A 23,683-nucleotide genomic window follows, 5' to 3' on the forward strand; every position below is an offset into this window, starting at 1 on the left:
TCTTTGTCCCCTAACTTTCGGCGAGTCCCCCCAGACTTTTTGAGAAGCTTCTTTTTATCCAGAAAAACTTTTTTCCCCGTTTCCAGCTTCTTAGCATTGTTGATTGTCTGGGACAACCTAGGGACGCATATCTCCACTGGCTAGAACGATGGGTTTCGCCCTTTAACTTTTGAGCCTGTTTCCAGGTGTCAATTAGACTTCTCCAATTAGATCATTTTTTGGTTAAGTCTCAAAGCGGCTGCCCCTGCTTTCATGAGGGGCGTATAAACTGAGGAGGTTTCCTCCTCAGTTTATACGCCCCATCCCGACACTGACCTTCCGTACAGTGCGGGGCTTCTCGCAGGGAAGCTAACTTGTCCGCTTAAATTTTCAGGAACTTCTAAAAAGATGTCCAAGGAGCGATCGCTGACCACAGTTAAGATAGGCTCGTTAACCTCCATGTAGTCCCCAGGATCGGCTTGACGGGACTGAACAAAGCAGGATGCAGAAGCCCTAATTTTCGCCCGTTCTAGGCGCAATTTTGCCTGTTCCACAGCAGCTTCAGCAGCACTTACCACTCCTCGTTGTGCGTCAATTTCTTCTTTCGTAGGTCCGGCTTGGGCTTCGGCTAAAATAGCTGTAATGGGAAGGCGATCGCTTTTGGCGTTATCTAGACGAGTTCTAGCTTGAACGATATCTTTGCGGGTTGAGGTTTCTTCAACCTGTAGAGTAGCTTCGGCTCTTAGTATTTGGTTGCGAGTTTCACCTGCGGTTGCCTCTGCTTCTACCAAAGCTCTTTCTGATACTTGTTCCTGAGATAGATCAGTTGGTTTCATTGCTTTGTTTGCGGTTGGTTTGCAATCTTTATACAATTTTAATCTATGTTAATTTTTATTTACATATCTTGCTAAAATTCAAGCAAGAAGATTCTGGATGGAGTTGTCTTGAGGAAAAAAGATAGAAACTAAAGCAAAATTATTGATAACCTAGTAATATCATTAGCCTCTTCCATATCAAAAGGAATGTCTAGCAACGGCGATCGCTTTGAGATTAAATTTTGGGGGGTTCGAGGGAGTATTCCCTGTCCAGGAACGGAAACTGTGCGTTACGGGGGAAATACCTCCTGTGTTGAGATGCGTGTTGGTCAAGAAATATTGATTTTTGATGGGGGAACGGGACTACGCATTTTAGGAGAATCTTTGTTGTCAGAAATACCTGTTAAAGGCCATCTCTTTTTTACCCATTCCCATTGGGATCATATTCAAGGTTTTCCATTCTTTTCCCCTGCTTTTATTCCTGGGAATAAGTTTAATATTTATGGTTTACCGGCACCCAATGGAGCAACTATTAAACAACGTCTTCACGCTCAGATGTTGCACCCAAATTTTCCGGTTCCTTTGCAAATTATGCAAGCTAATTTAAAATTTTACGATATTGAAGCTAGGGAGACTATTCGTATTAACGATGTAACAGTAGAAACGGGAAAATTAAATCATCCTGGGGAGGCGTTAGGTTATCGAGTAACTTATCAAGATTTAGCGGCGGTTTTTGTTACAGATACAGAGCATTTTCCCAATAGTTTAGACAACAATGTTCTTCATTTAGCTAGAAACGCTGAAGTATTAATTATTGATGCAACTTACACAGATGAGGAATATTATGATCCTAAATCTAGTAAAGTTGGTTGGGGTCATTCTACTTGGCAAGAAGCAGTAAAAGTAGCTAAAGCGGCTAATGTTAAAAAGTTAGTTTTATTTCATCATGATCCTGCCCATAATGATGATTTTTTAGAAAATATCGCACTCCAGGTTAAAAAAGTTTTTCCCAATTCTATATTAGCAAAAGAAAGCTTACTGATAGATTTAAAAAAAGAGTTTTCTCTACCTTCTCGGTTAACATAATACTCAAATAACTTGATAGTATATAGCGTTTCTCGGACTCATAAGGTACACCTAACTCCTGCCCTCTGCCTCCTGCCTTCTACCTCAAAGCGATAACCTCTGTACCTCACAAGTATGAGAACTGCTATATTGTTTTTTTGTATTAGTGACAAAACTAAAAATTTTGTATTGCTGTTGCTAAACCATAACAAACTCCTGCTAGAAAATCTAAATCAATGGTATCTAGGGTATCGCTAGGTTTATGATAGTTTGGGTTACGGAGATTAGCAGTATCCGTAATCATAATTCCTTTATAATTATTATCCCAAAAAGGAGCATGATCACTACGTCTAGTATCGGAAACAATTTTCCCACCAAAAGGAACAACCAACCATTCGCAAGGAGAATTTTTCTTACGGATACAACCACTAATTTTTATTAAGTCAGGAATGGTAGATAAGTTACCAATGAGTGCAATAAAATCTCCTGTAGATGGATAAAAATAGTTAATTCCTGGGGGGTATAGTTGACTGTTTGGGTTAGGGTTACAATAACCTAACATTTCAAGAGAAATCATCAATCTTATCTTTTGTTTTTGTTGTTTCAAAGAGTCAGCATAAGCAGAACTTCCTACTAATCCATATTTTTCTAAATCAAAAGCCACTAATCGAATAGGATAATGACTAGGGTAATGATAAAAGAACCTCGCTAGTTCCAATAAAACAGCAATTCCTGTTCCGTTATCATCTGCACCAGCAGAACCTATTACTGTGTCAAAATGTGCGCCGATTAAAATGGGAGGCTTTGATTTAGAGTTCGGTTTTGAGGGGAGATTTAAAATTAAGTTTTCGTAAGTTTTATTATTATAATTAAATTCAAAATTTTCGAGTTTACCCCATTTTTTAAATTCTTGTCTAATATATTCTTTGACGTAAAAATGTCCTTGAGTTGATAAAAAAGGGTCTCTTTCTCGGACAATTTCTTTAAGATGATTTTCGAGGTTTTGTTTGATATTATCAATCATTATTCATGGATGATTTTTTTCATAATCTCACAGTTTATGAGTTAGAAGTGTTGATTATTCTTGTTATAGCGTTTCTCACACTCATGAGGTACACTCAATATTTAGGTTATAACTCCTGACTCCTGTGCGATAGCGCCGGAACGGAGTGAGGAACTCCTGACTCCTAAAACTAGAAAAATTTGTACCTCACAAGTATGGGAACTGCTATATATTATTGATTTAAAATAATGTTTAAAGCTTGTTGATGTAAGTTTGGGTTGGAAGCGGCTAAAACTTCTGTAGAATGGCTATTGAGTGCATTTCCTTGCCAGTCTGTAATCATTCCTCCCACCCCTTCTATAATGGGAATTAAAGCACAAAAATCGTAGTATTTTAAATCTGATTCTAAAACAATCATAGGCATAGCAGTCCACCCCATAGCTAAAGATACATAATTGTAACAATCTCCCCCGAAAGCAGTTCGAGAACATACTTTTTGTAAACGAGAGGCGATCTCTTGTTGACGGGGGGTAATAAACATCAGGGGGGTGGTAGAAGTGAGACACGCTTCTTTTAGAGGATAATCATAGTTATTTACATAAGGGTTATTGATAGTTTGCTGGTTAAAGGTAGTAGCTTTTCCCCTTATTCCTAGGCATCTTTCTTGTAATATCGGTTGATTAACACAGCCTAATAAGGGTAAGTTATTATCAAGATCGACTAAACCGATTAATGTGCCAAAAATTGGCAAACCTTTGACGAAAGAGGATGTCCCATCTATGGGATCGAGTACCCAAGCATGACCGTTTTTTGAGTCAATGTTCTCTCCTTCTTCTCTAATAATTCCATCGTCGGGACATTCTTTTTTAATCAGATCTACCATTACATTTTCTGCTAGACGATCAGCGATGGTAACTATAGAAGAAATCTCGTTTATTTTCGTTTCTGAGGGAAGATTGCTTTGACGAAAATGCTTTTTAATAATATCTCCTGATACGTCGGCTAACTTGTTAGCTAATTTTACTTTTAACTCTAAGATTTGGTGATTCATTTTTTAACTGTTCAATAACTTCTAATAAACGGTCAATTTCTGCATCGGTTCCTACGGTAATCCTCACATAATTACTAATACGAGGATGTTTAAAATATCTAACTAATACTTTTTTATCTTTCAGCTTAGTATATAGTTCCAATGCGTCGATCCATTGGGGAGAGGCTAGAACAAAGTTTGCGTCGGAATCAAACACCAAAAAATCTAACTTTTTTAGGGAAGTCGTTAAACGCTTTCTGGTGCTTATAACCTGTTTCCAAATACCTTGAAAATACTCTTGAAATTGAAAACAATTGGCTCCTAAAATTTGTGCAATTCTATCTAAGTTATAAGAGTCTCTAACTTTATTCATTTGTTCAATTATCTCTAGAGAACCAATGGCAAAACCAACTCTCATCCCTGCTAAACTATAGCTTTTTGACATGGTACGAGAAACAAGAACATTATTATATTGTTTGATAAATTCCCAATGATTTTCATCAGAAAAGTCTACATAAGCCTCATCAATTAAAACAACTCCTGTGGCTTTTTCACAGGTTTCTTTTAAATACTGACGGTTCAAATGTTTCCCTAGAGGTGGGTTAGGAGAGGCAAGAAAAATTAGTTTAGCAGAAGGACAAATTAAGGGGCCATCCAACTCAAAGTTCTCATTAGTTGAAATGGTCTTAATATTTGCGCCGTGTACTCGTGTGATGGTTTCGTATAAGGAGTATGTTGGGTCTAAAAAAGCGACAGTTTCTCCAGGGTTGACAAAGGTTCTCAAGGCAATATTTAAAATATCATCTGACCCATTACCAGCTAAAATTTGCTCGTGGGAAAAGCCAAACACTTCACCAGCTACTTTTCGGAGGTTAGTAGAAACTGGATCGGGATATAGCCTAACTTTTTTCAATTCTTCTTCTAAGTTATTAAAAATTTCATGAGGAGGGGGATAAGGATTTTCATTGGTATTTAGTTTAATGTAATCTGTGGTTTGAGGTTGTTCTCCAGGGACATAGCCGGGGGTTTGTCGCACACAGTCTCTAATGGGTAACATATAAAAAATTTTAATCAGTTCTGATTTATTATTATAGCTTTAACCTAATAATAATCTTCTTAAGAAAAAATAAGCAATTTAAGTGAGATATCGGTGGTTAATATCCATTTCCTGATACAATAAAAAGATTAAAACTTTGCAATTGTTTCTCTATAATTTTAACTTTAACTGTATTATGTCTATCTCTTCTTTACCTCTACATAAATGCTCTTTGTCCTTGGATCATCAAAAGTTAATTAATGTATTAGCTAATGAACCTAACCTATTAATTATACAAGACCTTGATGGAGTTTGTATGGGATTAGTTAAAGATCCTCTGACAAGGGTTATGGATAAAAATTATATAGATGCAACTCGATTATTTAATGGACATTTTTATGTGTTAACTAATGGAGAACACATCGGAAAACGTGGAGTTAATTTAATTATCGAGCGTGCTTATAATGATCGTAATGTGGTCAAGGAAAAAGGGTATTATTTGCCTGGTTTAGCTGCTGGTGGAGTGCAATGGCAAGATCGTTATGGTAAGGTTTCTCACCCTGGGGTAAGTGAGGAAGAATTAGACTTTTTAGCTAGGGTTCCCCAATATATTAAAGCTAGTTTTGATGATTTTTTTGTTAACAATAATCATAATTTAGATGAACGGGCGATCGCAACTTATATTGAAGGTTCTATCCTGGATAATAAAGTATCTCCTACGGCAAATTTGAATATTTTTCACGATGTTTTTATCAATCAAGAGAGTGATTATTTTGAATTACAAAAACATATTAAAGAGTTAATGAATGATTTACTTAAAAAAGCAGCGGATGAAGGTTTAAAAGATTCCTTCTTTATCCATTATGCTCCCAACTTAGGGAGAGATCAAACAGGACAAGAAATCATGCAAGAAGCGAAGGGAAAAGATTCAGGAACCACAGATTTTCAATTTATGTTAAAAGGGGGTATTAAAGAGGTTGGAGTTTTAGGTATTTTGAACCGTTACTACTATCAACGGACGGGGAATTATCCATTGGGAGAAGATTTTAGCGTGAGAAATGCCCCGAGAAATTATCATCAATTAATTGCTTTGATTAAGGATAATTTTGACCCCGAACAAATGCCAACTGTAGTAGGAGTGGGAGATACAGTCACCAGTAAAGCAGTAGATAATAATGGACAGTTAACCTTCGGAAGAGGGGGAAGTGATCGGGGTTTCTTACAATTAATTCAAGAAATGGGTAAGGAGTTTAACACAGGTAACATTATCGTTTATATCGATAGTAGCGCAGGGGAAGTTAAAAATAGAAAACCCCTTAAACTTGAAACAAATAACGGTCAAATGTATGTGCTTGAAGGACCAGGAGATCCCAGAGATCAGAATGATCCTTTGACTTTAAATGTAGCTTTTCCTGGAGGTCATCAGCAGTATATTACTTGTTTCCAAGAAGCGGCAAAACAACGGAAGCAATAGTCCTATTATCTTCTGAAAACTTTAATATAACTGCTACTCGTTATGTCATTAAAACCCCTTTTGAACTAGGAATAGAATGGGCGCGACGGGGATCTATTTCTAAGGCCATTCTCATGGATCTTGCAAAGGCTTTGAAAGTGGCTTCTATGATATGATGGGAGTTAATACCATCTAGTTGTTTAATATGTAGTGTCATCTGACTGTGATTGACAATAGCCACAAAAAATTCTCTAACTAATTGTGTGTCGTAGGTTCCTACTCTCTCGGTAGGAATCTGTAGTCCATAACTTAAATGAGGTCTTCCAGAAAAGTCTAAAGTAACCTGAATCAAAGCTTCATCTAAAGGGGCTAAAAAATGACCAAAGCGGACAATTCCTTTGCGATCGCCTAACGCTTTTCCTAATGCTTGACCTAAAGTTATTCCCACGTCTTCGTTAGTGTGATGATCATCGATTTCAATGTCTCCTGTTGCTTTAACTTCCAGATCAATTAAGCCATGAGAAGAAATCTGATTTAACATATGATCGAGAAAAGGAATGCCTGTTTCCGTATGGCAATTTCCTTGACCATCTAAATTCAAACTAACCTGAACGTCGGTTTCTTTTGTGGTACGAGTAACCGTTGCCACTCTATCAGGAAAAGCAGGAATAATAGGGGCAGAATTTGAGTAAGAAGTGTGTTGAGTTTGCATAGATTGTAAACAGTTTAAAACAGTGATAACAGCAATAATTTTACCAGGATATTTAGCAAGTTTCCGTTTCTGGGTCGCACATAGTATCTGGATTTTCTCCTACACCAGAAACTGGGGGAACATAATAATTATAAAATTCCGTTCCTGTAGAAACACTAAACACTGTCACATGACCATTGTAAGGGTTAAAAACTACCCGAGACTGGCGATCGTTACCAATAAACTCTTTAGAGCCTATCCGTCTCAAGATGCCCCTAAATTCGTATTCTCCTTCGTTTATTTGCATCACTAAACTATTCATATCTTGAACCTTAACATAGGTTTCGGGAGCTTGATTTTGAGCTATTTCTATTGGTTTTATTTTAACATCTTTTTCCACAGCAAAGCCAGGAAAATTAACAGGCAAAATTATCGATACAGTGGCAATAAATATTATTAATTTAATATAATCCATCAAATTTTATCCTCCTTATCAATTAATCATCAAGCCTTGAACCCCCACCGTACATTATTTAGGATAACAATGTATGGAAATTTCGGGATACTTTTGACCTTTACAACCGTCTTATTCACTCGATGGGTAAAGACTATGATAGAATGGCTGCAATTTGTTTCATCTCTAGAAAGACGAGACAGTTAACTATTTTGTTATAACCCTACTTTTCACACAAATTCAAGTATATTTATGAAACTATTAGATTCTAAGGGTCGTTTATTGGGAAAAATTAGTATCCTAGATTTAGGGGCTGCCTTAGCTATTTTTCTAGTAATTGTCGGTATTTTCGTCGTCCCTGGTAAGTCCGGTACCAGTACCATTGCTCAAGTTGTCAATAAACCTATCGAAGTGGACGTTATTGTACGGGGTTTAGGAGTTAGTGACCCCACTGCACTGATTAACCAGTTTAAAGAGGCAAAAAAGACCAATATCGTCATCCGTAAGCAACCCTCTGGGGAGTTCGAGATCAAAGACATCAAACCTCTCCCTAGAACTACTGTGGTTCCTCAACCCGACGGTTCTGTGAAAGCACTTCCTGATCCTAGACCAGAAGTTGTCTTTTTCCAAGACATGATTTTAACTTTAGGGGGTGAGGCGCAAATTACCGATACTGGTGCAGTTGTTGGGCAACAAAAGGTTAAAATTGGCACATTAATCGAGTTAGAAGGCAAAGACTATAACTTTAACACCAGTACCATTGCCGTCAGAGTTATGAAATAAAATCATTATAGTTTTTAAATTATTGAGTCATAAACTTTCCCTAGTTTATGGCTTTTTCCATGTCTGTTGCCCATTGTTTCCCTGTAAAGGTAGATAATAAGAAAAAACATTTTTAAAGCAATGCCAAGGGTTTCTCAACAAGAATTGATTATTGGGGCAAAACAAGGAAAGGTGATTAGTTTTCCTACAGATACTGTTCCTGCTTTAGCCGCCTTACCTAACTATGCTTCTCTAGTATTTGCTGCTAAAAAAAGAGCCCCCGATAAACCTTTAATTTTAATGGGTTCATCCCCTCAAGCTATTTGGAAATATGTTCAAGGAACCCCGGAAGAATTTCGTATCTGGGAAAAAGTAGTCGAAGAACATTGGCCTGGTCAATTAACCTTAGTTTTACCGGCTTCTAAATTGGTACCTAAAGCTATGAATCCCCTTGACCCTAGTACCATTGGAGTCCGTATTCCTAATTCTATCATCGCCCAAAATATATTAAAACAAACCAATTGTTTAGCCACAACAAGTGCTAATTTATCGGGGGAACCTCCTATAGAAAATATGAGGGAAATTGCGGTAAATTTTCCTGATGTTTTAGTTTTAGATGAAGAACCGTTAAAGAATCAGAAAAAATACGGTAGTGGTTTACCTTCAACTGTGGCAAGATGGACGGATAAAGGGTGGGAAATTCTGCGCCAAGGTAGTATTAAATTATAGGAGAATCGCTGATGCAAGAGATAGAAACACTAGAAGAAAAACTAGAGGCGACTCGATTAGCCTACTTTATGACAGCGCAAATTAGTCAGTTTAAAAGTGGTTATCTAGCTAAAACAGCACACGAATTACGTTCTCCTATTAGCAGTTTAATGAGTTTACATCAACTAATTTTAGAAGATTTATGCGAAGACCCCCAAGAAGAAAAAGAATTTTTACAACAAGGTTTTGAAGCTGCCAAAAAACTAGTAGAAATTATTGATCGAATTGTTAGTGTTTCTAAGATAGATTATGGGATGATTTCCCTAAATTTGCAAACAGTTTGTTTAAATGATATTTTTGACGAAGTTTACGAACTAACAGAATTACAAGCGACAAACTATAGTTATCAAATCGATTTTCAACAACCAGAAACCAAGATTTTTATTCAAGCAGATAAAACCCGTTTTGTACAGGCTTTAACTACTTTGATTGATACCTCTCTTAATTTGATAGAGAAAAACAAAATTGTCATCTTTACTCGACTAGATGAAAAGAAAAAGATGGCAAGGCTTTTGATTAATATTCCCTGTTCTCTTCAGCAGTGGACAAAAGCACAAGAAGACTTAGTAACTTCTGATTTGACATTAGCTTCTCTCCAAGAATGGAACGATAATTTACAATTGTCTCCACTGATGACTTTCACATTATGTCAAACTTTATTAACGAAAATGGGGGGAGATTTAATTATCTCAGATATTTCCCCCGAAGAGCAACCAGACAGCGTTACACAACTGCAGTGTCTAATACCTTTGATTTTTCTTCCGTAGGACTATCTCCTAAAGAAATTGGGTTAATATCGTAGGTATTCTGGAGAACCATTGTGGTAGATTTATTTTCCTGAAAGCCAATTTTTTGGTAGAACTTCTGCTGATAGGTTGTCATTAAATAAACCCTTTCTACTTGGCTTATTAAAGGATGACTTAACGCAGTTTCAACTAACTTTCGACCTAAGCCTAAACCCTGGTATTCTTTAAGAATGACTACATCCCAAATAGTAGCCCGATAAATACCGTCAGAAGTTCCACGACAAAAACCAATCATCTTTTTGCCATCCCAAACCGTAACAACTGGATTACTATTTGAAACCGCAGTTTTTAGGTCTTGTATGGTTCTTTCTCTCCCCCAAAAAGCTACTCGATTAAATAACATTTGCAGTTGTTCATAATCAATTTTTGATTTTTGTAGAGAAAATTGAATATTACTACAATCCATTGTTAGTAATTCCTGAGAATGTTTATTGTGAAAAGAATGGGCTTATGAAACAACCCATATTGAAGGAACTGGAAGGATCACTTTTGAGACGCTAAGAGAATTGTAGCGAATTTTACAAAAAAATCAATGGGTTTTTTAGGAAGTTTGTTTGTATTTCTTGACATTTCTGGAACATCTCACAAACCCCCTCGGTCGTTGTCTGTGATGGTGCTGATAGTTGATTAAAGGGCATTTATACCGGGTTTTCGGCAAAAAGTTCCCTTTGGGATCAAATGCTCTAGCAGAGGTTTTTCGAGGCTGGTTTAACCTAAGCCCTTTGAATCTAAGAAAAATTAGATGTTCTCAAACCCCAAATATTTAGTACCATCAAGGCGAAACCCTATTCACATTATATTATTTTATCGGTTCTAACGAGGATATGTTAGCATTGTCTTCCACCGCAACTTCCCTAGATTTATTACCTCCATCTGTTTCTGGAGAATATTTCTGTCGTATTCCCCTCAATTTGTATAATTCGGCAACAGGGGCAGAATTAGCAACTCAAGCAACACCAGGAAGACATCTCAAGCTACTGGAAACGAGTATCACCAGTCAGTTTATACAGGTTCGACTATGCGAAGATGGTTACGTTGCTTGGTTATCTTTAGATGATTTATCAGCTTTAGAATCTTCTGCAAAAATTTATCAACATAGACATATATCTCGTCCTCAAATCGAAAGAAATATCCCTCAGATTATTGCTTTTACTAAAGCAGCAATGGCTCAACCTAATTACTATTTGTGGGGGGGAAGAGTTGGTCCAAATTATGATTGTTCAGGATTGATGCAAGCTGCGTTTTGTGTATCAGGAATCTGGCTACCAAGGGATTCTTATCAGCAAGAAACCTTTGTTCAAAGTGTTTCTTATGAGGAGTTATTACCAGGGGATTTAGTCTTTTTTGCTAATGATAAAGTGGATCATGTTGCCCTTTATTTAGGGAATAGTTATTATATTCATAGTTCTGGTCAAGATGTGGGACGGAACAGAATCGCCATCGATTCTTTATCTGATCAAGGAGATAAAATTAGTCAATATTACTACGAAAAGGTTTATAGTTTTGGGCGGGTAATGGAGAGTTATTGTCCTAATATTGATTAACTTTTTTTAGTTCGATTATATCTAAAATAAAAGAATAACATAGCGATCGCAGTTAAACTATGATCATTAGAAAGACAAGATTATTTAGCTTATTAAATTTAGTTTGTATTTTATATCGTCTTAACAAAGATAGTCTTATATTTTAATTTTTAAGTCATAATATTAATGAAATAAACTTTTGTGTTGCGTTGCAGTAAAGAGATTATGGACTTAATTTTATGCCACCAGACGGTTGATTTTGACGCATTAGGGGCAGCTGTTGGTTTGTCTCGTCTCAAAGTAGGAAGTCGTATTGTTTTAACTGGTGGCGCTCATCCAACGGTTAAGAATTTTCTAGCATTGCATCGAGATGAAATTGCCCTGATCGAGTTAAGAAGTGTTAACCCAAGGCAAATTCGCCACCTAATCGTGGTAGATAATCAACAACTAAACCGTTTAGGAAAAGCAGCAGAATGGTTCAATTTACCCCATATTAAAAGTGTAGAATTATACGACCATCATCTTAATAGTAAATCTGATATTCCTGCAACTTTTCAACAAATAGAAGCAGTAGGGGCAAGTACCACTTTAATTGTGGAACAAATGCAGCAAGAAAACATTAATCCCAACCCCATCGAAGCAACAATTATGGCGTTAGGAATTCATGTTGATACAGGATCTTTGACCTTTCCTCAGTCCACTCCTAGAGACGCTAAAGCTTTAGCTTGGTTAATGGAAATGGGAGCAAATATTAAGATTATTGCTGAATATTGTGATCCCGGTTTTACCCCTCAATTACAAGAAATTTTTACAGAATCTTTAGAGAAATTAGAAACAAAAAATATCAGAGGATATCGAGTTTCTTGGGTAGTAATTGAAACAGAAAACTTTGTTTCAGGTTTATCTAATTTAGTAGAAAGATTGATTGAATTAAGCGAAAGCGATGCCTTATTATTTGCCCACAGTTATTATAAAGGAAACAGTAATAAGCCCTATCTTGAAAACCGTTTGGTCGTTATAGGTAGAACTCGTATTGAAGGAACTAATCTCAATCAATTATTCTCAGTTTATGGAGGTGGAGGTCATAGTCAGGCGGCTTCTTTAATATTAAGAAATGTCGATGCTAGAGAGAAATTAAAGGAATTAGTAGAAATATTTATTAGCCAAATTCCTCACCCTTTAACCGCAAGAGATTTAATGTCTTCTCCTGTGAGAACGATTCGACCAGAAACTACTATAGAACAAGCAGAAAGGATACTATCTCGCTATGGCCATTCGGGGTTATCGGTGGTGGATGAAAACGACTATTTAGTGGGGATTATTTCCCGTCGTGATTTAGATTTAGCTCTCCATCATGGGTTTAATCATGCACCAGTGAAAGGATATATGACCAAACAATTGAAAACAATTACTCCTGATACTTTATTACCGGAAATTGAATCAATTATGGTAACTTACGATGTGGGAAGATTACCAGTTATTGATGATAATAATTTATTAGGCATTGTTACTCGAACCGACTTATTAAGACAAATTCATCAACAGAGAAAAAAGGTTAAAGATGAAAATGGAAAAAGAGTAACAACAGTTTCCTGCTTATTGCCTTCCATGCGTAACTGTTTAGAACCTTCCACTTGGAAATTATTAGAAAAAATTGCTCAAGAAGCCGAGCAAAAAGGTTGGCACTTATACATTGTGGGAGGTGCAGTAAGAGACTTGTTATTAACAGAAAGTAATGAAAAAGTTTTACTCCAAGATATCGATTTAGTTGTAGATGGATTTCATCGTTCCGCTGATGTTGGTGCTGGCGTTGAACTCGCTTTAACTATAGAAAAAAAATACCCAAATTGCCGATTATCAGTGCATGGAGAGTTTCAAACAGCCGCTTTATTATGGCACAAAGATCCAGAACTTGGATCTTTGTGTCTCGATATTGCTACCTCAAGAACAGAATTTTATCCTTACCCTGCAGCTAATCCTGAAGTGGAAGCAAGTTCAATTCGTCAAGACTTATATAGAAGGGACTTTACTATTAATGCTTTAGCTGTGAGGTTAACTACCCCAAGAGAAGGAGAATTATTGGACTTTTTTGGAGGATTACTAGACTTACAAGCAAAAGAAGTTAGGGTACTTCATGCCAATAGTTTTATTGAAGATCCTACAAGAATTTATCGTGCAGTCCGGTTTGCTGTGCGTCTCAATTGCGAAATTGAACCTCAAACCGAAGCTTATATACGCTATGCTATTGAAAGCGGAATTTACGATGAATTACGAGCTAAAAATCATGTAGCCCCTGCCTTAACGACACGCTTAAAAGCAGAACTAAAGTATATTCTAGAAGCAGATTACTGGAAAGCAGCGTTACAACTACTCTCCGAGTTAGATGCTTTGAAATGTTTACATAATCAAATTATTTTAGATGATAAAATCTGGTGGCAAATTAGATGTGCTTCTCGTTGGTTAAGATATCTCGATCCTGATAATAATATTGGTCATTGGTTGATTCGTCTAGAAATATTAATTTCTCAAGTTAGGGTAGAAGAAAGTAAAAAAATAGCTCTTAATTTACAGTTACCTAAAGATAGTTTAGAAAGAATAAAAAAAGCTAGAGAAAATTGTTCAGAACTCGAGCAAAACTTAACAAAATATGATAAAATAAGCGAGAGATATAAACAACTGTATTCCTACAAATTACCCGACCTGATATTAGTCGCTGTGAACTGTAAGAAAGAAATCAGGAAAATAATATGGCAGTATTTAACCCAATGGTCAAAGATTCAAGCACCCTTAAATGGCAACGACTTAAAACAAATGGGTTACAAACCAGGACCACAGTATAAGGTTATTCTAGATAAGTTACTCAGCCTAACTTTAGACGGAGAAATTAAGACAAAACAAGAAGCAGAAATTATGGTTAAACAAATGATGTAGCTTTAAAAAACTCAAAGTAAAGTATAATTGATATTATTATGGTAGAAAAATCATCTCAAAAAGTAGCTTTAATTACTGGTGCATCTAGTGGGATTGGAGAAGCGATCGCCCATAAGTTAGCAGATGAAAACTATCGTCTAGTTCTTTGCGCCCGTCGCCAAGAAAAATTAGCTAAACTAACAGAAAAATTAAAAGAAAAAAATAGCGGAATATTAACTTTAAAAGTTGATCTGCGGCAAGAAGCAGATATTTTAAATATGTTTAATACCGTTCGTAACCAATGGGGAGGTGTTGATGTATTAATAAATAATGCAGGTTTAGGTCATAAAGAACCTCTAATGACAGGGGAAACAGAAGCTTGGCGAGAAATGTTAGAAGTCAATGTATTGGCCTTATGTATTTGTACCCGCGAAGCAATTAAAGATATGAGCGATCGCAACCAAGGACATATTATTCATATTAGCTCTATGTCTGGTCATCGTGTTCCCTTGTCTAGTGGGGTTTATGCTGCTAGTAAATACGCAGTGAAGGCATTAACAGAAGGGTTAAGACAAGAGTTAAGAGAAGCCAATAAAAACATCAAAATCTCTTCCATTAGCCCAGGTTTTGTCGAGACAGAATTTGCTGAAAAATATAACAATAGTAAGGAAAAAGCCCAAGCACTTTACAGTAGTTTTCCTGTGTTAAAACCGCAAGATATTGCCAACGCAGTTAGCTATATTTTATCCCAACCGGATTATGTACAAATTCACGATATCTTATTGCGTCCCACTCAACAGAAGAGTTGAGCTTTAAACCGATATCTTGCACTAGTATAGAAAGACTTAAATTAGTCAGCAGTTCCTCACTCCGTTCCGGCGCTATCGCACAGCGTTCAGCATTCGTTTAATCTTACTCACAGTAGATGATAGGGATTGATATTTTTCAGCTGATGGCTGATAGCTGAACGCTTACAAACTAGCCAGTTTTATCGAAGGTGCAAGATGTGAGTTAAAGCAAAAAGTTAGTTTTGTGCCTATTTTGTCTATGGGTTTTCTAATGATTAGTATAAAATCTATAATGTGCTGTCAAGTATAGATCATAAGCTATGAGTCAAAACCCTGATACCCCTGCGTTTATGGGAACCGAGATGGCGAGTAATCAGACAATATCCCATCATCCACACCGAACCCATTGGCAACCTCAAAGCATATCAGAACCCTCATTTTATTATTTTGCCTACGGCTCTTGTATGTGTCCAGTGGATTTAAAACGGACTTTTGGGGAAAATACCCATCAATATGTAGTGGGAATTGGAATATTAGAGGGATACCGTCTAGGGTTTTATCGTCGTTCTTTACGGCGTAATTGTGGGGCGTTAGATGTGGTTAAAGACTGCAATGCCAAAGTTGAAGGGGTTTTGTACCGTTTGCCTTGGCGGTTTAGCGAGGATTTGGACGAAAGAGAAGAAGTCCCCCGTAATGGTTATCGTCGGGAGTTGGTCACGATTGAAAGTCAAGGCAAAGTTTATCGAGATGTAAGAACATACGTTGTTATTGATAAATTGCCTCAAGAATTAGCCCCTAATGATTGGTACCTTAATGTAGTTCTGCGAGGTGCCATTACCTGTGGATTATCTGAAGAATATTGCTGGAATTTATTTAATCATATGTATGGATTACAATTACAGCAAAAGTCGTTGATTAGCAAATCTGCCTAATACTCACATCTTGCACTTTCGATAAAACTTGCTAGTTTGTAAGCGTTCAGCTATAGCTTTTATCGGACTCATGAGGTAACCTAACTCCTGCCTCCTGTCCCCTGCCTCCTGCCTCAAAGTGATAACCTCTGTACCTCACAAGTATGAGAAATGCTATATCAGCTATCAGCCATCAGTTGAAAAATATGAATCCCTATCATCTACTGTGAATGATATTAAACCAATGCTGAACGCTGACTGCTGACTGCTGACTGCTGACTAATTTAAGTTTTTTTATACTAGTGCAAGATATCAGTAATAACCCAACATTTCAGCGTTTTAACTTATTAGGAATCCCCTCGCAACCCCCAGGAATAGTCTGACGGCTTTTTTCCCCACTCCAAGCGCACAAATAATAGTGTTGCTCTGGGGTCAAATTTTTAACTTGGGCTAGGTTACAATTTTCAACAACCACCCCTGTATAAGCACCGGTTTCATAATCGGGAGGATGGCTTCTAGAACGAGGACTGGCGGTTTCTGGGGAACCGTAAAATAAACGAGTGCTTTTGAGATCGGCCCCTTTCAGATTAGCATCGTAGAGAACCGTACGAGATAAATTAGCTTTCACCAAATCGCAACCGCTTAAGTCAGCACGAACCATATTTGCTTCGCTCAAATCGGTCCAGCGTAAATCCTGATGGGATAAATTAACCCCGGCTAACATCACCCCTAAATTAATCACTCGTAGGCCATAAGCCCTATCTTCAGCGTAACCCCCGGCACCGTCTAACATCGGTCTTCCCAGACGGCTATCTCGCATTAAGGGGATTATCAGTCGCGATTGAGAGAGAAAGCGTAAAATTTTGGCTTTTCCCACCCCATCAACACTACTGAGAATGGCTGCTGTTCTCCCCTCAGCAATAGAACGTTCTTGGGGCCAATCTTCTAGCATTCCTTCCCCGTTCAACACTAAATCGGAAATACCCTGAAAATAGGTATCGATGGTTTGTTGCTGAGTGATGCGGTTTTGCTGTAGGGTTAGGTCTTTGGAGATAACGTACTGCGCCCAAGCCACATATACAGCTAAAATTGCGATCATAATCTGCCCTAACGCCCCAACCCACTCCGCCCAAGAACCAAACTCGTCGTATTTAAACTGATTCAGCCAGTTACGAATGCTTTGATAGATGCCTAAATAGTAAAAAATTCCTGCTAAGGAGAAGATAAACGCGGTAAATCCAATCAAGGTTTCCCTTTCTTCTGGGGTGAGATATCTTAAAAACCAATTTTTTATCGAGGGAAAGATTACTTTCAGGGACAAGATGAGGGCAACAATGGCACTGGTTAAGCCTACCCAGGGTAGGTGGAATAATAAACCCATACCCATCATCCCAACGACGGTTAACATTAGCCAGGGATTAGAGGACTTGACTTCTTGGAGGTAGAGAGGTTTGGGGGACTCTTGAGAAGAAGCTAAATCCACCGATGGCAGAGGATTTGTTAAAGAATTCGTTGCAGATGAGGAATTTATCTCTTCTTTGCCGTTAGCTTCTGAGGATGAAACAGAAGAAGACTCAGGAGGGATGGTCATACGGTTTTATTGATGGCATCGTGGACTGTTTCGATTTTACCGTTGAATTAGGACTACTTACATCCACTTTATAACGCAGGTGCAAGATATGAGTATAAGACTGCCGACTAGGATCGAAAACCTTGCAAAATTGTCAATGCTTGTTTACAATACTTTACATAAGGATCTATTTTTTGCTATCTCCCATGACAAGCAACAACCAAAACGAAGGGAAATTCGGATTTACAGGCTACGCTGAAAACTGGAATGGTCGCTTAGCCATGATTGGCTTTGTTTCGGCTCTAATGGTGGAATTAGTAACCGGTCAAGGGGTCTTGCATTTTTGGGGAATACTCTAGCAAATATAGGCTCGAACTCTTTCAATCTCATTGCTTTGTCTGGACTTTTTGGAGTCCAGTTTTTTTTAGTTTAAAACTTTTTGCTACACAATCTGTAAATTTGTTGGTAGCATTCCAAAGACTTTGACCGTGACCTAACAAGATTAATTTTGACATTATTATTACTGGATAAATTTGCGTTTTTTTACAATAGATTAGAGGACTTACTTGCCGATTTCATGTATTTTCAAAAAGTTTGTACCTTTGGATATCTTAGTAGGAATTCCTGCTAAAATTAAAACTCGATCCCCAGGTTGGGCTATTTGCTTTTCTTTTAAACAATTTTCTGCCTGATGCACCAATGTTTCAAAAGAGTCAGCTTGCTGGTGAATTAGTATGGGAATCACCCCCCAAATTAGGTTTAAACGATGATAAACTTTCTCATCAGGAGTAATAGCAATTACGGGAACGGAAGGACGCTCTTTTGATGCAAGTAGAGAAGTATAACCGGACTTTGTGAAGGTAACAATGTAACGTAAATCTAAGATTTTATCGACAACATTTAAAGCTTCGCTCAAAGCCCGAGTTTCATCGGTATCGGCAGGGGGACTATTAGGAAAAACAGCATCTTTTTCTACTTCTTTGGCAATTCTAGTCAGCATTTCTACCGCCTTAACGGGATATTTTCCCACAGCAGATTCCCCGGATAACATAACAGCATCAGTGCCATCAATAATAGCATTAGCAACATCGCTGGCCTCGGCGCGAGTAGGACGAGGATTATTGATCATACTCTCTAACATTTGAGTCGCGGTAATCACAGGTTTGCCCTGAAAATTGCACAATTTAATCATACTTTTTTGGAGAATTGGGACTTTTTCAGGACTCATCTCTACACCTAAATCTCCCCGAGCTACCATCAATCCATCGCATTCGCTGACAATTTCTTTTAGGTTATCAATGGCTTGTGGTTTTTCTATTTTGGCGATGACAGGAACATCTTGATAGCCTTTTTCTCTTAATAAATTTTTGATCGTGCGAATATCTTCTGCTTTACGAACAAAGCTCAATGAAACCCAATCGATACCTTGAGATAATCCAAATTCTAAATCGTTTTTGTCCTTTTCTGTTAGAGAGGGGAGACGCAAATCTAAACTGGGAAGATTGACTCCTTTACGACTTTTAAGAATCCCTCCTTCGATAATTTTGCAGATAACAGCATTGCCCTGTATTGCTTCGATTTGTAGTTGCAATAAACCATCATCCAAAAGTATTTGCGCCCCTATTTCTGCTTCTTCTGCTAAGTAAGGATAATCGATACCCACGGTGTTAGGTTGATGATTATAAGCAGCAACGGGAACTAATGTTATTTGTTCTCCGTCCACAAGAGAAATTTGACCATCCTTCAATTGACCAATGCGAATTTTTGGGCCTTGTAAATCTTGCAATAAGGTAATAGGGTTATCTAGTTCATCGGAAACAGACCTTAGTAGAGATACCATATTCTTATGATCATCATAGCTACCGTGAGAAAAGTTTAAACGGGCAACATTCATCCCTGCATTAATCATTTTGATTAGGGTTTCTCGGGAACTACTAGCAGGGCCAATAGTGGCGACAATTTTGGTTCTATGGCTTAACAATTTCATTTTATTAGTTTATGTTTAGTATTGTATAAATTAATATTTGATCTAACTCAGTGACTATTGTAATTATAAAGGTTTACACTTGAGGTTAAGTAAAGTTAAAGCTATTTCAAAATTCAGGTGCTATTATAAAGTGATACTTAATTATTGATTAAATACCAGAACAGTATGAAGCTAAAATTGAAACAACCTGCCTGGAATGGGCTATATAATACTGTCATCACCGCTAGCGTTATTTTGCTATTATTTATTGCTCTAACTATAGCAGTTGTTTCAGGAAATATTGATGCTTGGGATGCAACTTTTTTAGATTGGATTCGTCCCTTCCATCATCCTAGTTTAATGATTTTAGCGAGAATATCTTACTTCATAGGAGAAGCAGAGGTTGCTGTATTTATTGTTCTTGGTGGGTTAGGGTTTTTATGTTGGAAACGTTATTGGCAAGAAGCGCAAGTTTTAGCTATATCAGCTTTGGGGGTTTTGATATTAATTGATCAAATTTTCAAGCCTTGGTTTGGTAGAATTCGTCCCGCACCAGGATTAATCGATGTCCACGGAAAAAGCTATCCGAGTGGTCATGTTTCTGGTAATTTAATGTTATATTTATACCTTTCCTATCTATTGGCATTTCACTTTCCAAAATGGGGAACCTTTTTGTATATTATATCTACTATTTTAGTTGCCCTAATGGGTTGGGCTAGTTTATATTTAAACATTCATTGGTTTACGGATTTAGTCGGAGGTACTTGTATTGCTTATTTAGGTTTTTTATTCTGTATTACTCTTTTAAAATCAATTAGTAAAAAATACCGTAACTCTTAAACAAATAATGAATAAGGTAACTGTAAAAAATAATAAAACCGAGATTGTAGCTGCTTGGAAGAAAGACACTAAGTATCTCTGGCTTTTTTCTGGATTGTGGCTATTTGTCATTAGTTTGATTGCCTTTATCGTTAACTTGGGAAGCATTGGTTTAATGGACAAAACCGAACCAATGTTTGTCGAAGCTGCTCGGCAAATGACAGTAACAGGGGATTGGATAACTCCCTACTGGAATGGGGAAACCCGTTTTGACAAACCTCCTTTAACTTATTGGTTAGTAGGGTTATTTTTTCAGCTATTCGGTGTTAATGAATGGGCTGCAAGAATACCCTCTGCTTTAGCTGCGATCGCTGTGGTAATTTTAGGCTTTTATACCCTTAAAAAATTCGGATTTTCTCGGGCAAACGAAAATAGTCAAACTCCCACAAAACTGTGGTTTTCTGCTTGGATAGGAGCAGGAATAATTGCCTTAAATCCTTTCTGGATAGCTTGGGGAAGGACAGGAGTTTCTGATATGTTCCTCTCCAGTGGTATCGCCTTAGCTTTGTTATCATTCTTTTTGGGTTATGGCTATTCTGAGAGAAATTCAAAGTCCTATTTAGGTCTATCAACATCCAAATGGTGGTACATCAGTTACTGGGTTTTTATGGCTCTAGGAGTCTTAGCAAAAGGTCCTGTGGCTCTAGTTTTACCAGGTTTAACTGTGATTGCTTTTCTGCTGTATGTGGGGCGGTTTATCGAAGTAGTAAAAGAAACCCCTTGGGTGTTAGGAATTGGGAGCTTTTTATTAGTTTCTGTGCCTTGGTTCGTTTTAGTAACTCTAGAACACGGACAAGAATATATCAGTACCTTTTTTGGACTCCACAATGTACAAAGATTTACCAGCGTGGTTAGTCGTCATCCTGGGGCATGGTATTATTACATTCCCGTGATTATGGTGGGGTTATTACCTTGGTCTATATATTTGCCTTTAGCTATTGCTAAATTGAGGGTTTGGCAACGACAAAAATGGGTCAATTCTCCTCGAAAAAACCATCTCGGAATCTTTTGTTTGTGCTGGTTTTTAGTTGTTCTTGTTTTCTTTTCCAGTTCCGTAACAAAATTAGCCGGTTATGTTCTTCCTTTGATGCCGGCAGCCTCTATTATTATTGCTTTGTTTTGGAGTGAACAAGTCGAGACAAAATCAGAAGAAACATCGGGCATTTGGTCCTTATTATTTCTGTTCACTGGTATTGCTAATGTTGGGGTATTAATCGGTTTAGGTGTAGCTAGTTTCTTTAGTTATCAACTGATTGGAGAAGATGCGATGATGCCCCAATTCACAGAACTTTTACAAGCTTCTAATTTAGCTATGAAAGCAGGAATTGTCTGGTCACTTGCTGGATTTTCTTGCTTAATATTTCTCTTTTTACGTCACTATCGTCGCTGGATATGGATAGCTAACTTATTAGGTTTTGTGGCCTTTTTCTCCTGGGTTGGCTTTCCAGTAGCCAAAATTGTAGACAATCAAAGACAGTTACCCTTAAGAGAACTTTCTAGCGTTGTGAAAACAGAAAGACAGCAAGAAGAAAGACTTGCTTTCCTTGGTTTTATGCGCCCAACTTTAGTATTCTACACTCAAGAAGTGGTTGATTCTGTTACAGAAGCAGATATTGATAATGGTCCGGCGTTGGATTATTTTCAACAAATAGCTGGTTCTGATACTGTATTAATCATTAGCGAACAAAAATATCTTAATAAGTTGGGTTTAGAGAAATCCGATTACACCTTAATCAAACAAGAAGGTGTTTATAAGTTAATTCGAGTCAGTAAACAGATGGTTATTGAAAGATACAAAAGTCTTTAACTGTCAATGTTTTGTAACTTATGTCTAGAAATCTTTGACTGCAAATAATCGACATTTTTGTACATTTCAATTTGTTGAGGAATTCCTACTTCAATACCCTCTTTATCAAAGGTTTTTTTGAGGCGACGACGAAACTCCCTAGCAACAGACCATTGTTTTAAGGGTTGAGTTTTAATCAACAATCGAATCAAAATCCCTGTATGAGCAATATTCTCAACGCCCAAGATTTCTGGTGAGGCCAATATCTGCTCTTCCCATTGGGGATCATGATAAAGTTGTTGTGCTACTGTTTCTATGAGATTGATAGCCTCATCTACATCCACACTATAGCTAACCTCAATGGCATAATTCACCTGGGACCACTCACTGGATAAATTCCGCACCATGCCAATTGAAGCATTGGGAATAGTGATTAATTCCCCATCAAGATTCCGCAACTGAGTTACCCGTAAGGTAATCTTCTCCACAAGTCCCCCTTGGTCACCAATGACGATTACATCTCCCACTGCATAATGGTCTTCCCATAGAATAAGTACCCCCGCAATCAAATCCTTAAGCAAGTCCTGAGCAGCTAATGAAAAGGCAAAACTGGCAAAAGCTAGAAAAATAGCCACTGCTTGGGCAACAGTACCCAACTGATGTAGATGATAAAGGATTGTTACTCCCAACAATAAATAAATGCTTGCTCTGAGCCAACCTTTGAAAGCTTTAGAGAGGGTTGTTGCCCGCAACGTATCGCGTTGCCTTGATTGTGAGTTACTCCCATGCCATGCCAAAAAGTCACAGAAGGCATCTCCTCCCTTTAAAGTCAAACGAGTGGCTAATAATAGCAACAATATAACAAGGGGTGTTCCCAGTGTGGCCTCCCGTCCCAAACTCAAAAGCCAGTCTCTTGGTGGCCAACCAAGGATGATGCTTTCACCCCTAACTCCACGAACACTCACCCCGATTATCCAATTACTCCAAGGACGAGTAAAGTAAAATAAGCTGGTTAGATAACCAATACCCAGTAGCCATAATAACCATTGAGTCCAAAATAGTACAGACTTGTAGAACGCATTGAGACTGTAACGTTGTATCAAATCAAGTTTCTCCAGTTGTGGCACAAGGGTTTTTAAACCTTGTTTGACTTTTGAGAAATTAGACATCCAATCATGGTGGAGTTCAATTGGTTTGGCGTTGGATAAGCTATCTCTAAGTTTTCTTTGTCTAGTAGTGAGATTTTTCTGTAACAACCCTAAACTCAAACTCGTTATACTGAGGGCTAATAGGACTAGCAATGCTAGTTGCGTTTGCTCCAAAATGTGGGGAGTCTGACGCTCGTGCCAGGCTTGAATGAGGGCATTTTCAACAAGATCAGTGGCTCTATTGGCTACGTCTAGGGCTTTTGAAGAGCCAAAACGAGGTCGCAAAATGGAAGCTTCTCAAAAAGTCTGGGGGGACTCGCCGAAAGTTAGGGGACAAAGA

The 23,683-nt window shown here is 37.6% G+C and carries 22 protein-coding genes; 12 read left to right on the forward strand and 10 right to left on the reverse strand.

Annotated elements, in window-relative coordinates; translation table 11 throughout:
- Positions 1-290 precede the first annotated feature (290 nt).
- A complete protein-coding gene (locus tag P9B04_RS20185) occupies positions 291-815 on the reverse strand; it encodes a hypothetical protein (RefSeq protein WP_342056766.1) in 525 nt (174 codons plus the stop codon).
- A 186-nt stretch (positions 816-1,001) separates the two neighbouring features.
- On the opposite strand from P9B04_RS20185, the gene P9B04_RS20190 reads away from it, so the two are divergent.
- Entirely contained in the window at positions 1,002-1,880 is an 879-nt protein-coding gene (locus tag P9B04_RS20190) for an MBL fold metallo-hydrolase (RefSeq protein ID WP_342056767.1), read from the forward strand.
- A gap of 154 nt (positions 1,881-2,034) precedes the next feature.
- On the opposite strand, the gene P9B04_RS20195 is transcribed toward P9B04_RS20190, so the two are convergent.
- The 3 genes from P9B04_RS20195 to hisC all read right to left on the reverse strand — a co-directional run bounded on the left by P9B04_RS20195 (position 2,035) and on the right by hisC (position 4,949).
- A complete protein-coding gene (locus P9B04_RS20195) occupies positions 2,035-2,883 on the reverse strand; it encodes a M28 family peptidase (RefSeq protein ID WP_342056768.1) in 849 nt (282 codons plus the stop codon).
- Positions 2,884-3,094: 211 nt separating this feature from the next.
- Positions 3,095-3,913 (reverse strand): inositol monophosphatase family protein, encoded by an 819-nt coding sequence (locus P9B04_RS20200; RefSeq protein WP_342056769.1) that lies wholly within the window; start codon positions 3,911-3,913, stop codon positions 3,095-3,097.
- A complete protein-coding gene (hisC, locus tag P9B04_RS20205) occupies positions 3,873-4,949 on the reverse strand; it encodes a histidinol-phosphate transaminase (protein WP_342056770.1) in 1,077 nt (358 codons plus the stop codon). Before hisC ends, P9B04_RS20200 begins: the two co-directional genes overlap by 41 nt.
- Positions 4,950-5,124: 175 nt before the next feature.
- On the opposite strand from hisC, the gene stpA reads away from it, so the two are divergent.
- Positions 5,125-6,402 carry a glucosylglycerol 3-phosphatase gene (gene stpA, locus P9B04_RS20210; RefSeq protein ID WP_342056771.1) on the forward strand — a complete coding sequence of 426 codons (1,278 nt, stop codon included), beginning with the start codon at positions 5,125-5,127 and terminating at the stop codon, positions 6,400-6,402.
- A gap of 40 nt (positions 6,403-6,442) precedes the next feature.
- Here stpA and hisB read toward each other — a convergent pair whose 3' ends face one another.
- Complete coding sequence (gene hisB, locus P9B04_RS20215) at positions 6,443-7,093, reverse strand: imidazoleglycerol-phosphate dehydratase HisB (RefSeq protein WP_342056772.1); 651 nt, start codon at positions 7,091-7,093, stop codon at positions 6,443-6,445.
- A 52-nt stretch (positions 7,094-7,145) separates the two neighbouring features.
- Positions 7,146-7,547: a hypothetical protein gene (locus P9B04_RS20220; RefSeq protein WP_342056773.1), complete on the reverse strand. Its 402-nt coding sequence runs from the start codon at positions 7,545-7,547 to the stop codon at positions 7,146-7,148.
- 231 nt (positions 7,548-7,778) lie between these two features.
- Here P9B04_RS20220 and P9B04_RS20225 point away from each other — a divergent pair, with 231 nt between their 5' ends.
- The 3 genes from P9B04_RS20225 (at position 7,779) to P9B04_RS20235 (ending at position 9,823) form a co-directional block, all read left to right on the forward strand.
- Positions 7,779-8,309, forward strand: coding sequence for a DUF4330 domain-containing protein (locus tag P9B04_RS20225; RefSeq protein WP_342056774.1), 531 nt, complete (start codon positions 7,779-7,781; stop codon positions 8,307-8,309).
- Between the two features lie 120 nt (positions 8,310-8,429).
- Complete coding sequence (locus P9B04_RS20230; protein ID WP_342056775.1) at positions 8,430-9,017, forward strand: L-threonylcarbamoyladenylate synthase; 588 nt, start codon at positions 8,430-8,432, stop codon at positions 9,015-9,017.
- 11 nt (positions 9,018-9,028) lie between these two features.
- Positions 9,029-9,823 (forward strand): sensor histidine kinase, encoded by a 795-nt coding sequence (locus P9B04_RS20235; protein ID WP_342056776.1) that lies wholly within the window; start codon positions 9,029-9,031, stop codon positions 9,821-9,823.
- On the opposite strand, the gene P9B04_RS20240 is transcribed toward P9B04_RS20235, so the two are convergent.
- Positions 9,780-10,268, reverse strand: coding sequence for a GNAT family N-acetyltransferase (locus P9B04_RS20240; RefSeq protein WP_342056777.1), 489 nt, complete (start codon positions 10,266-10,268; stop codon positions 9,780-9,782). The two genes, P9B04_RS20235 and P9B04_RS20240, sit on opposite strands and share 44 nt — an antisense overlap.
- Positions 10,269-10,686: 418 nt before the next feature.
- Here P9B04_RS20240 and P9B04_RS20245 point away from each other — a divergent pair, with 418 nt between their 5' ends.
- From P9B04_RS20245 to P9B04_RS20260, 4 genes are all read left to right on the forward strand, one after another.
- Positions 10,687-11,406, forward strand: coding sequence for a C40 family peptidase (locus P9B04_RS20245; protein ID WP_342056778.1), 720 nt, complete (start codon positions 10,687-10,689; stop codon positions 11,404-11,406).
- A 204-nt stretch (positions 11,407-11,610) separates the two neighbouring features.
- Positions 11,611-14,316 (forward strand): CBS domain-containing protein, encoded by a 2,706-nt coding sequence (locus tag P9B04_RS20250; RefSeq protein WP_342056779.1) that lies wholly within the window; start codon positions 11,611-11,613, stop codon positions 14,314-14,316.
- 38 nt (positions 14,317-14,354) lie between these two features.
- A complete protein-coding gene (locus P9B04_RS20255; protein ID WP_342056780.1) occupies positions 14,355-15,104 on the forward strand; it encodes a dehydrogenase/reductase SDR family member 11 in 750 nt (249 codons plus the stop codon).
- Positions 15,105-15,403: 299 nt separating this feature from the next.
- Positions 15,404-16,015 carry a gamma-glutamylcyclotransferase gene (locus P9B04_RS20260; protein ID WP_342056781.1) on the forward strand — a complete coding sequence of 204 codons (612 nt, stop codon included), beginning with the start codon at positions 15,404-15,406 and terminating at the stop codon, positions 16,013-16,015.
- A 310-nt stretch (positions 16,016-16,325) separates the two neighbouring features.
- Here P9B04_RS20260 and P9B04_RS20265 read toward each other — a convergent pair whose 3' ends face one another.
- Positions 16,326-17,585 carry a pentapeptide repeat-containing protein gene (locus tag P9B04_RS20265; RefSeq protein WP_342056782.1) on the reverse strand — a complete coding sequence of 420 codons (1,260 nt, stop codon included), beginning with the start codon at positions 17,583-17,585 and terminating at the stop codon, positions 16,326-16,328.
- A gap of 185 nt (positions 17,586-17,770) precedes the next feature.
- On the opposite strand from P9B04_RS20265, the gene P9B04_RS20270 reads away from it, so the two are divergent.
- Positions 17,771-17,923: a chlorophyll a/b-binding protein gene (locus P9B04_RS20270; RefSeq protein ID WP_342056783.1), complete on the forward strand. Its 153-nt coding sequence runs from the start codon at positions 17,771-17,773 to the stop codon at positions 17,921-17,923.
- 203 nt (positions 17,924-18,126) lie between these two features.
- On the opposite strand, the gene pyk is transcribed toward P9B04_RS20270, so the two are convergent.
- Entirely contained in the window at positions 18,127-19,551 is a 1,425-nt protein-coding gene (gene pyk, locus P9B04_RS20275; protein ID WP_342056784.1) for a pyruvate kinase, read from the reverse strand.
- A 165-nt stretch (positions 19,552-19,716) separates the two neighbouring features.
- Between pyk and P9B04_RS20280 the strand changes: the two genes are divergently transcribed.
- Both P9B04_RS20280 and P9B04_RS20285 read left to right on the forward strand, forming a co-directional pair.
- Positions 19,717-20,370 carry a phosphatase PAP2 family protein gene (locus P9B04_RS20280; protein WP_342056785.1) on the forward strand — a complete coding sequence of 218 codons (654 nt, stop codon included), beginning with the start codon at positions 19,717-19,719 and terminating at the stop codon, positions 20,368-20,370.
- Positions 20,371-20,377: 7 nt separating this feature from the next.
- Positions 20,378-22,216 carry an ArnT family glycosyltransferase gene (locus P9B04_RS20285; RefSeq protein WP_342056786.1) on the forward strand — a complete coding sequence of 613 codons (1,839 nt, stop codon included), beginning with the start codon at positions 20,378-20,380 and terminating at the stop codon, positions 22,214-22,216.
- Here P9B04_RS20285 and P9B04_RS20290 read toward each other — a convergent pair.
- Positions 22,213-23,628: a mechanosensitive ion channel family protein gene (locus P9B04_RS20290; RefSeq protein ID WP_342056787.1), complete on the reverse strand. Its 1,416-nt coding sequence runs from the start codon at positions 23,626-23,628 to the stop codon at positions 22,213-22,215. The genes P9B04_RS20285 and P9B04_RS20290 overlap by 4 nt on opposite strands.
- Positions 23,629-23,683 lie beyond the last annotated feature (55 nt).

Source organism: Crocosphaera sp. Alani8 (assembly GCF_038442745.1).
Lineage (GTDB): Bacteria > Cyanobacteriota > Cyanobacteriia > Cyanobacteriales > Microcystaceae > Crocosphaera.

Excerpts from the sequence above, each read along its gene's own strand:
- P9B04_RS20185 (WP_342056766.1), bottom strand. The coding sequence starts at position 815 with ATGAAACCAACTGATCTATCTCAGGAACAAGTATCAGAAAGAGCTTTG.
- P9B04_RS20190 (WP_342056767.1), top strand. The coding sequence starts at position 1,002 with ATGTCTAGCAACGGCGATCGCTTTGAGATTAAATTTTGGGGGGTTCGA.
- P9B04_RS20195 (WP_342056768.1), bottom strand. The coding sequence starts at position 2,883 with ATGATTGATAATATCAAACAAAACCTCGAAAATCATCTTAAAGAAATT.
- P9B04_RS20200 (WP_342056769.1), bottom strand. The coding sequence starts at position 3,913 with ATGAATCACCAAATCTTAGAGTTAAAAGTAAAATTAGCTAACAAGTTA.
- hisC (WP_342056770.1), bottom strand. The coding sequence starts at position 4,949 with ATGTTACCCATTAGAGACTGTGTGCGACAAACCCCCGGCTATGTCCCT.
- stpA (WP_342056771.1), top strand. The coding sequence starts at position 5,125 with ATGTCTATCTCTTCTTTACCTCTACATAAATGCTCTTTGTCCTTGGAT.
- hisB (WP_342056772.1), bottom strand. The coding sequence starts at position 7,093 with ATGCAAACTCAACACACTTCTTACTCAAATTCTGCCCCTATTATTCCT.
- P9B04_RS20220 (WP_342056773.1), bottom strand. The coding sequence starts at position 7,547 with ATGGATTATATTAAATTAATAATATTTATTGCCACTGTATCGATAATT.
- P9B04_RS20225 (WP_342056774.1), top strand. The coding sequence starts at position 7,779 with ATGAAACTATTAGATTCTAAGGGTCGTTTATTGGGAAAAATTAGTATC.
- P9B04_RS20230 (WP_342056775.1), top strand. The coding sequence starts at position 8,430 with ATGCCAAGGGTTTCTCAACAAGAATTGATTATTGGGGCAAAACAAGGA.
- P9B04_RS20235 (WP_342056776.1), top strand. The coding sequence starts at position 9,029 with ATGCAAGAGATAGAAACACTAGAAGAAAAACTAGAGGCGACTCGATTA.
- P9B04_RS20240 (WP_342056777.1), bottom strand. The coding sequence starts at position 10,268 with ATGGATTGTAGTAATATTCAATTTTCTCTACAAAAATCAAAAATTGAT.
- P9B04_RS20245 (WP_342056778.1), top strand. The coding sequence starts at position 10,687 with ATGTTAGCATTGTCTTCCACCGCAACTTCCCTAGATTTATTACCTCCA.
- P9B04_RS20250 (WP_342056779.1), top strand. The coding sequence starts at position 11,611 with ATGGACTTAATTTTATGCCACCAGACGGTTGATTTTGACGCATTAGGG.
- P9B04_RS20255 (WP_342056780.1), top strand. The coding sequence starts at position 14,355 with ATGGTAGAAAAATCATCTCAAAAAGTAGCTTTAATTACTGGTGCATCT.
- P9B04_RS20260 (WP_342056781.1), top strand. The coding sequence starts at position 15,404 with ATGAGTCAAAACCCTGATACCCCTGCGTTTATGGGAACCGAGATGGCG.
- P9B04_RS20265 (WP_342056782.1), bottom strand. The coding sequence starts at position 17,585 with ATGACCATCCCTCCTGAGTCTTCTTCTGTTTCATCCTCAGAAGCTAAC.
- P9B04_RS20270 (WP_342056783.1), top strand. The coding sequence starts at position 17,771 with ATGACAAGCAACAACCAAAACGAAGGGAAATTCGGATTTACAGGCTAC.
- pyk (WP_342056784.1), bottom strand. The coding sequence starts at position 19,551 with ATGAAATTGTTAAGCCATAGAACCAAAATTGTCGCCACTATTGGCCCT.
- P9B04_RS20280 (WP_342056785.1), top strand. The coding sequence starts at position 19,717 with ATGAAGCTAAAATTGAAACAACCTGCCTGGAATGGGCTATATAATACT.
- P9B04_RS20285 (WP_342056786.1), top strand. The coding sequence starts at position 20,378 with ATGAATAAGGTAACTGTAAAAAATAATAAAACCGAGATTGTAGCTGCT.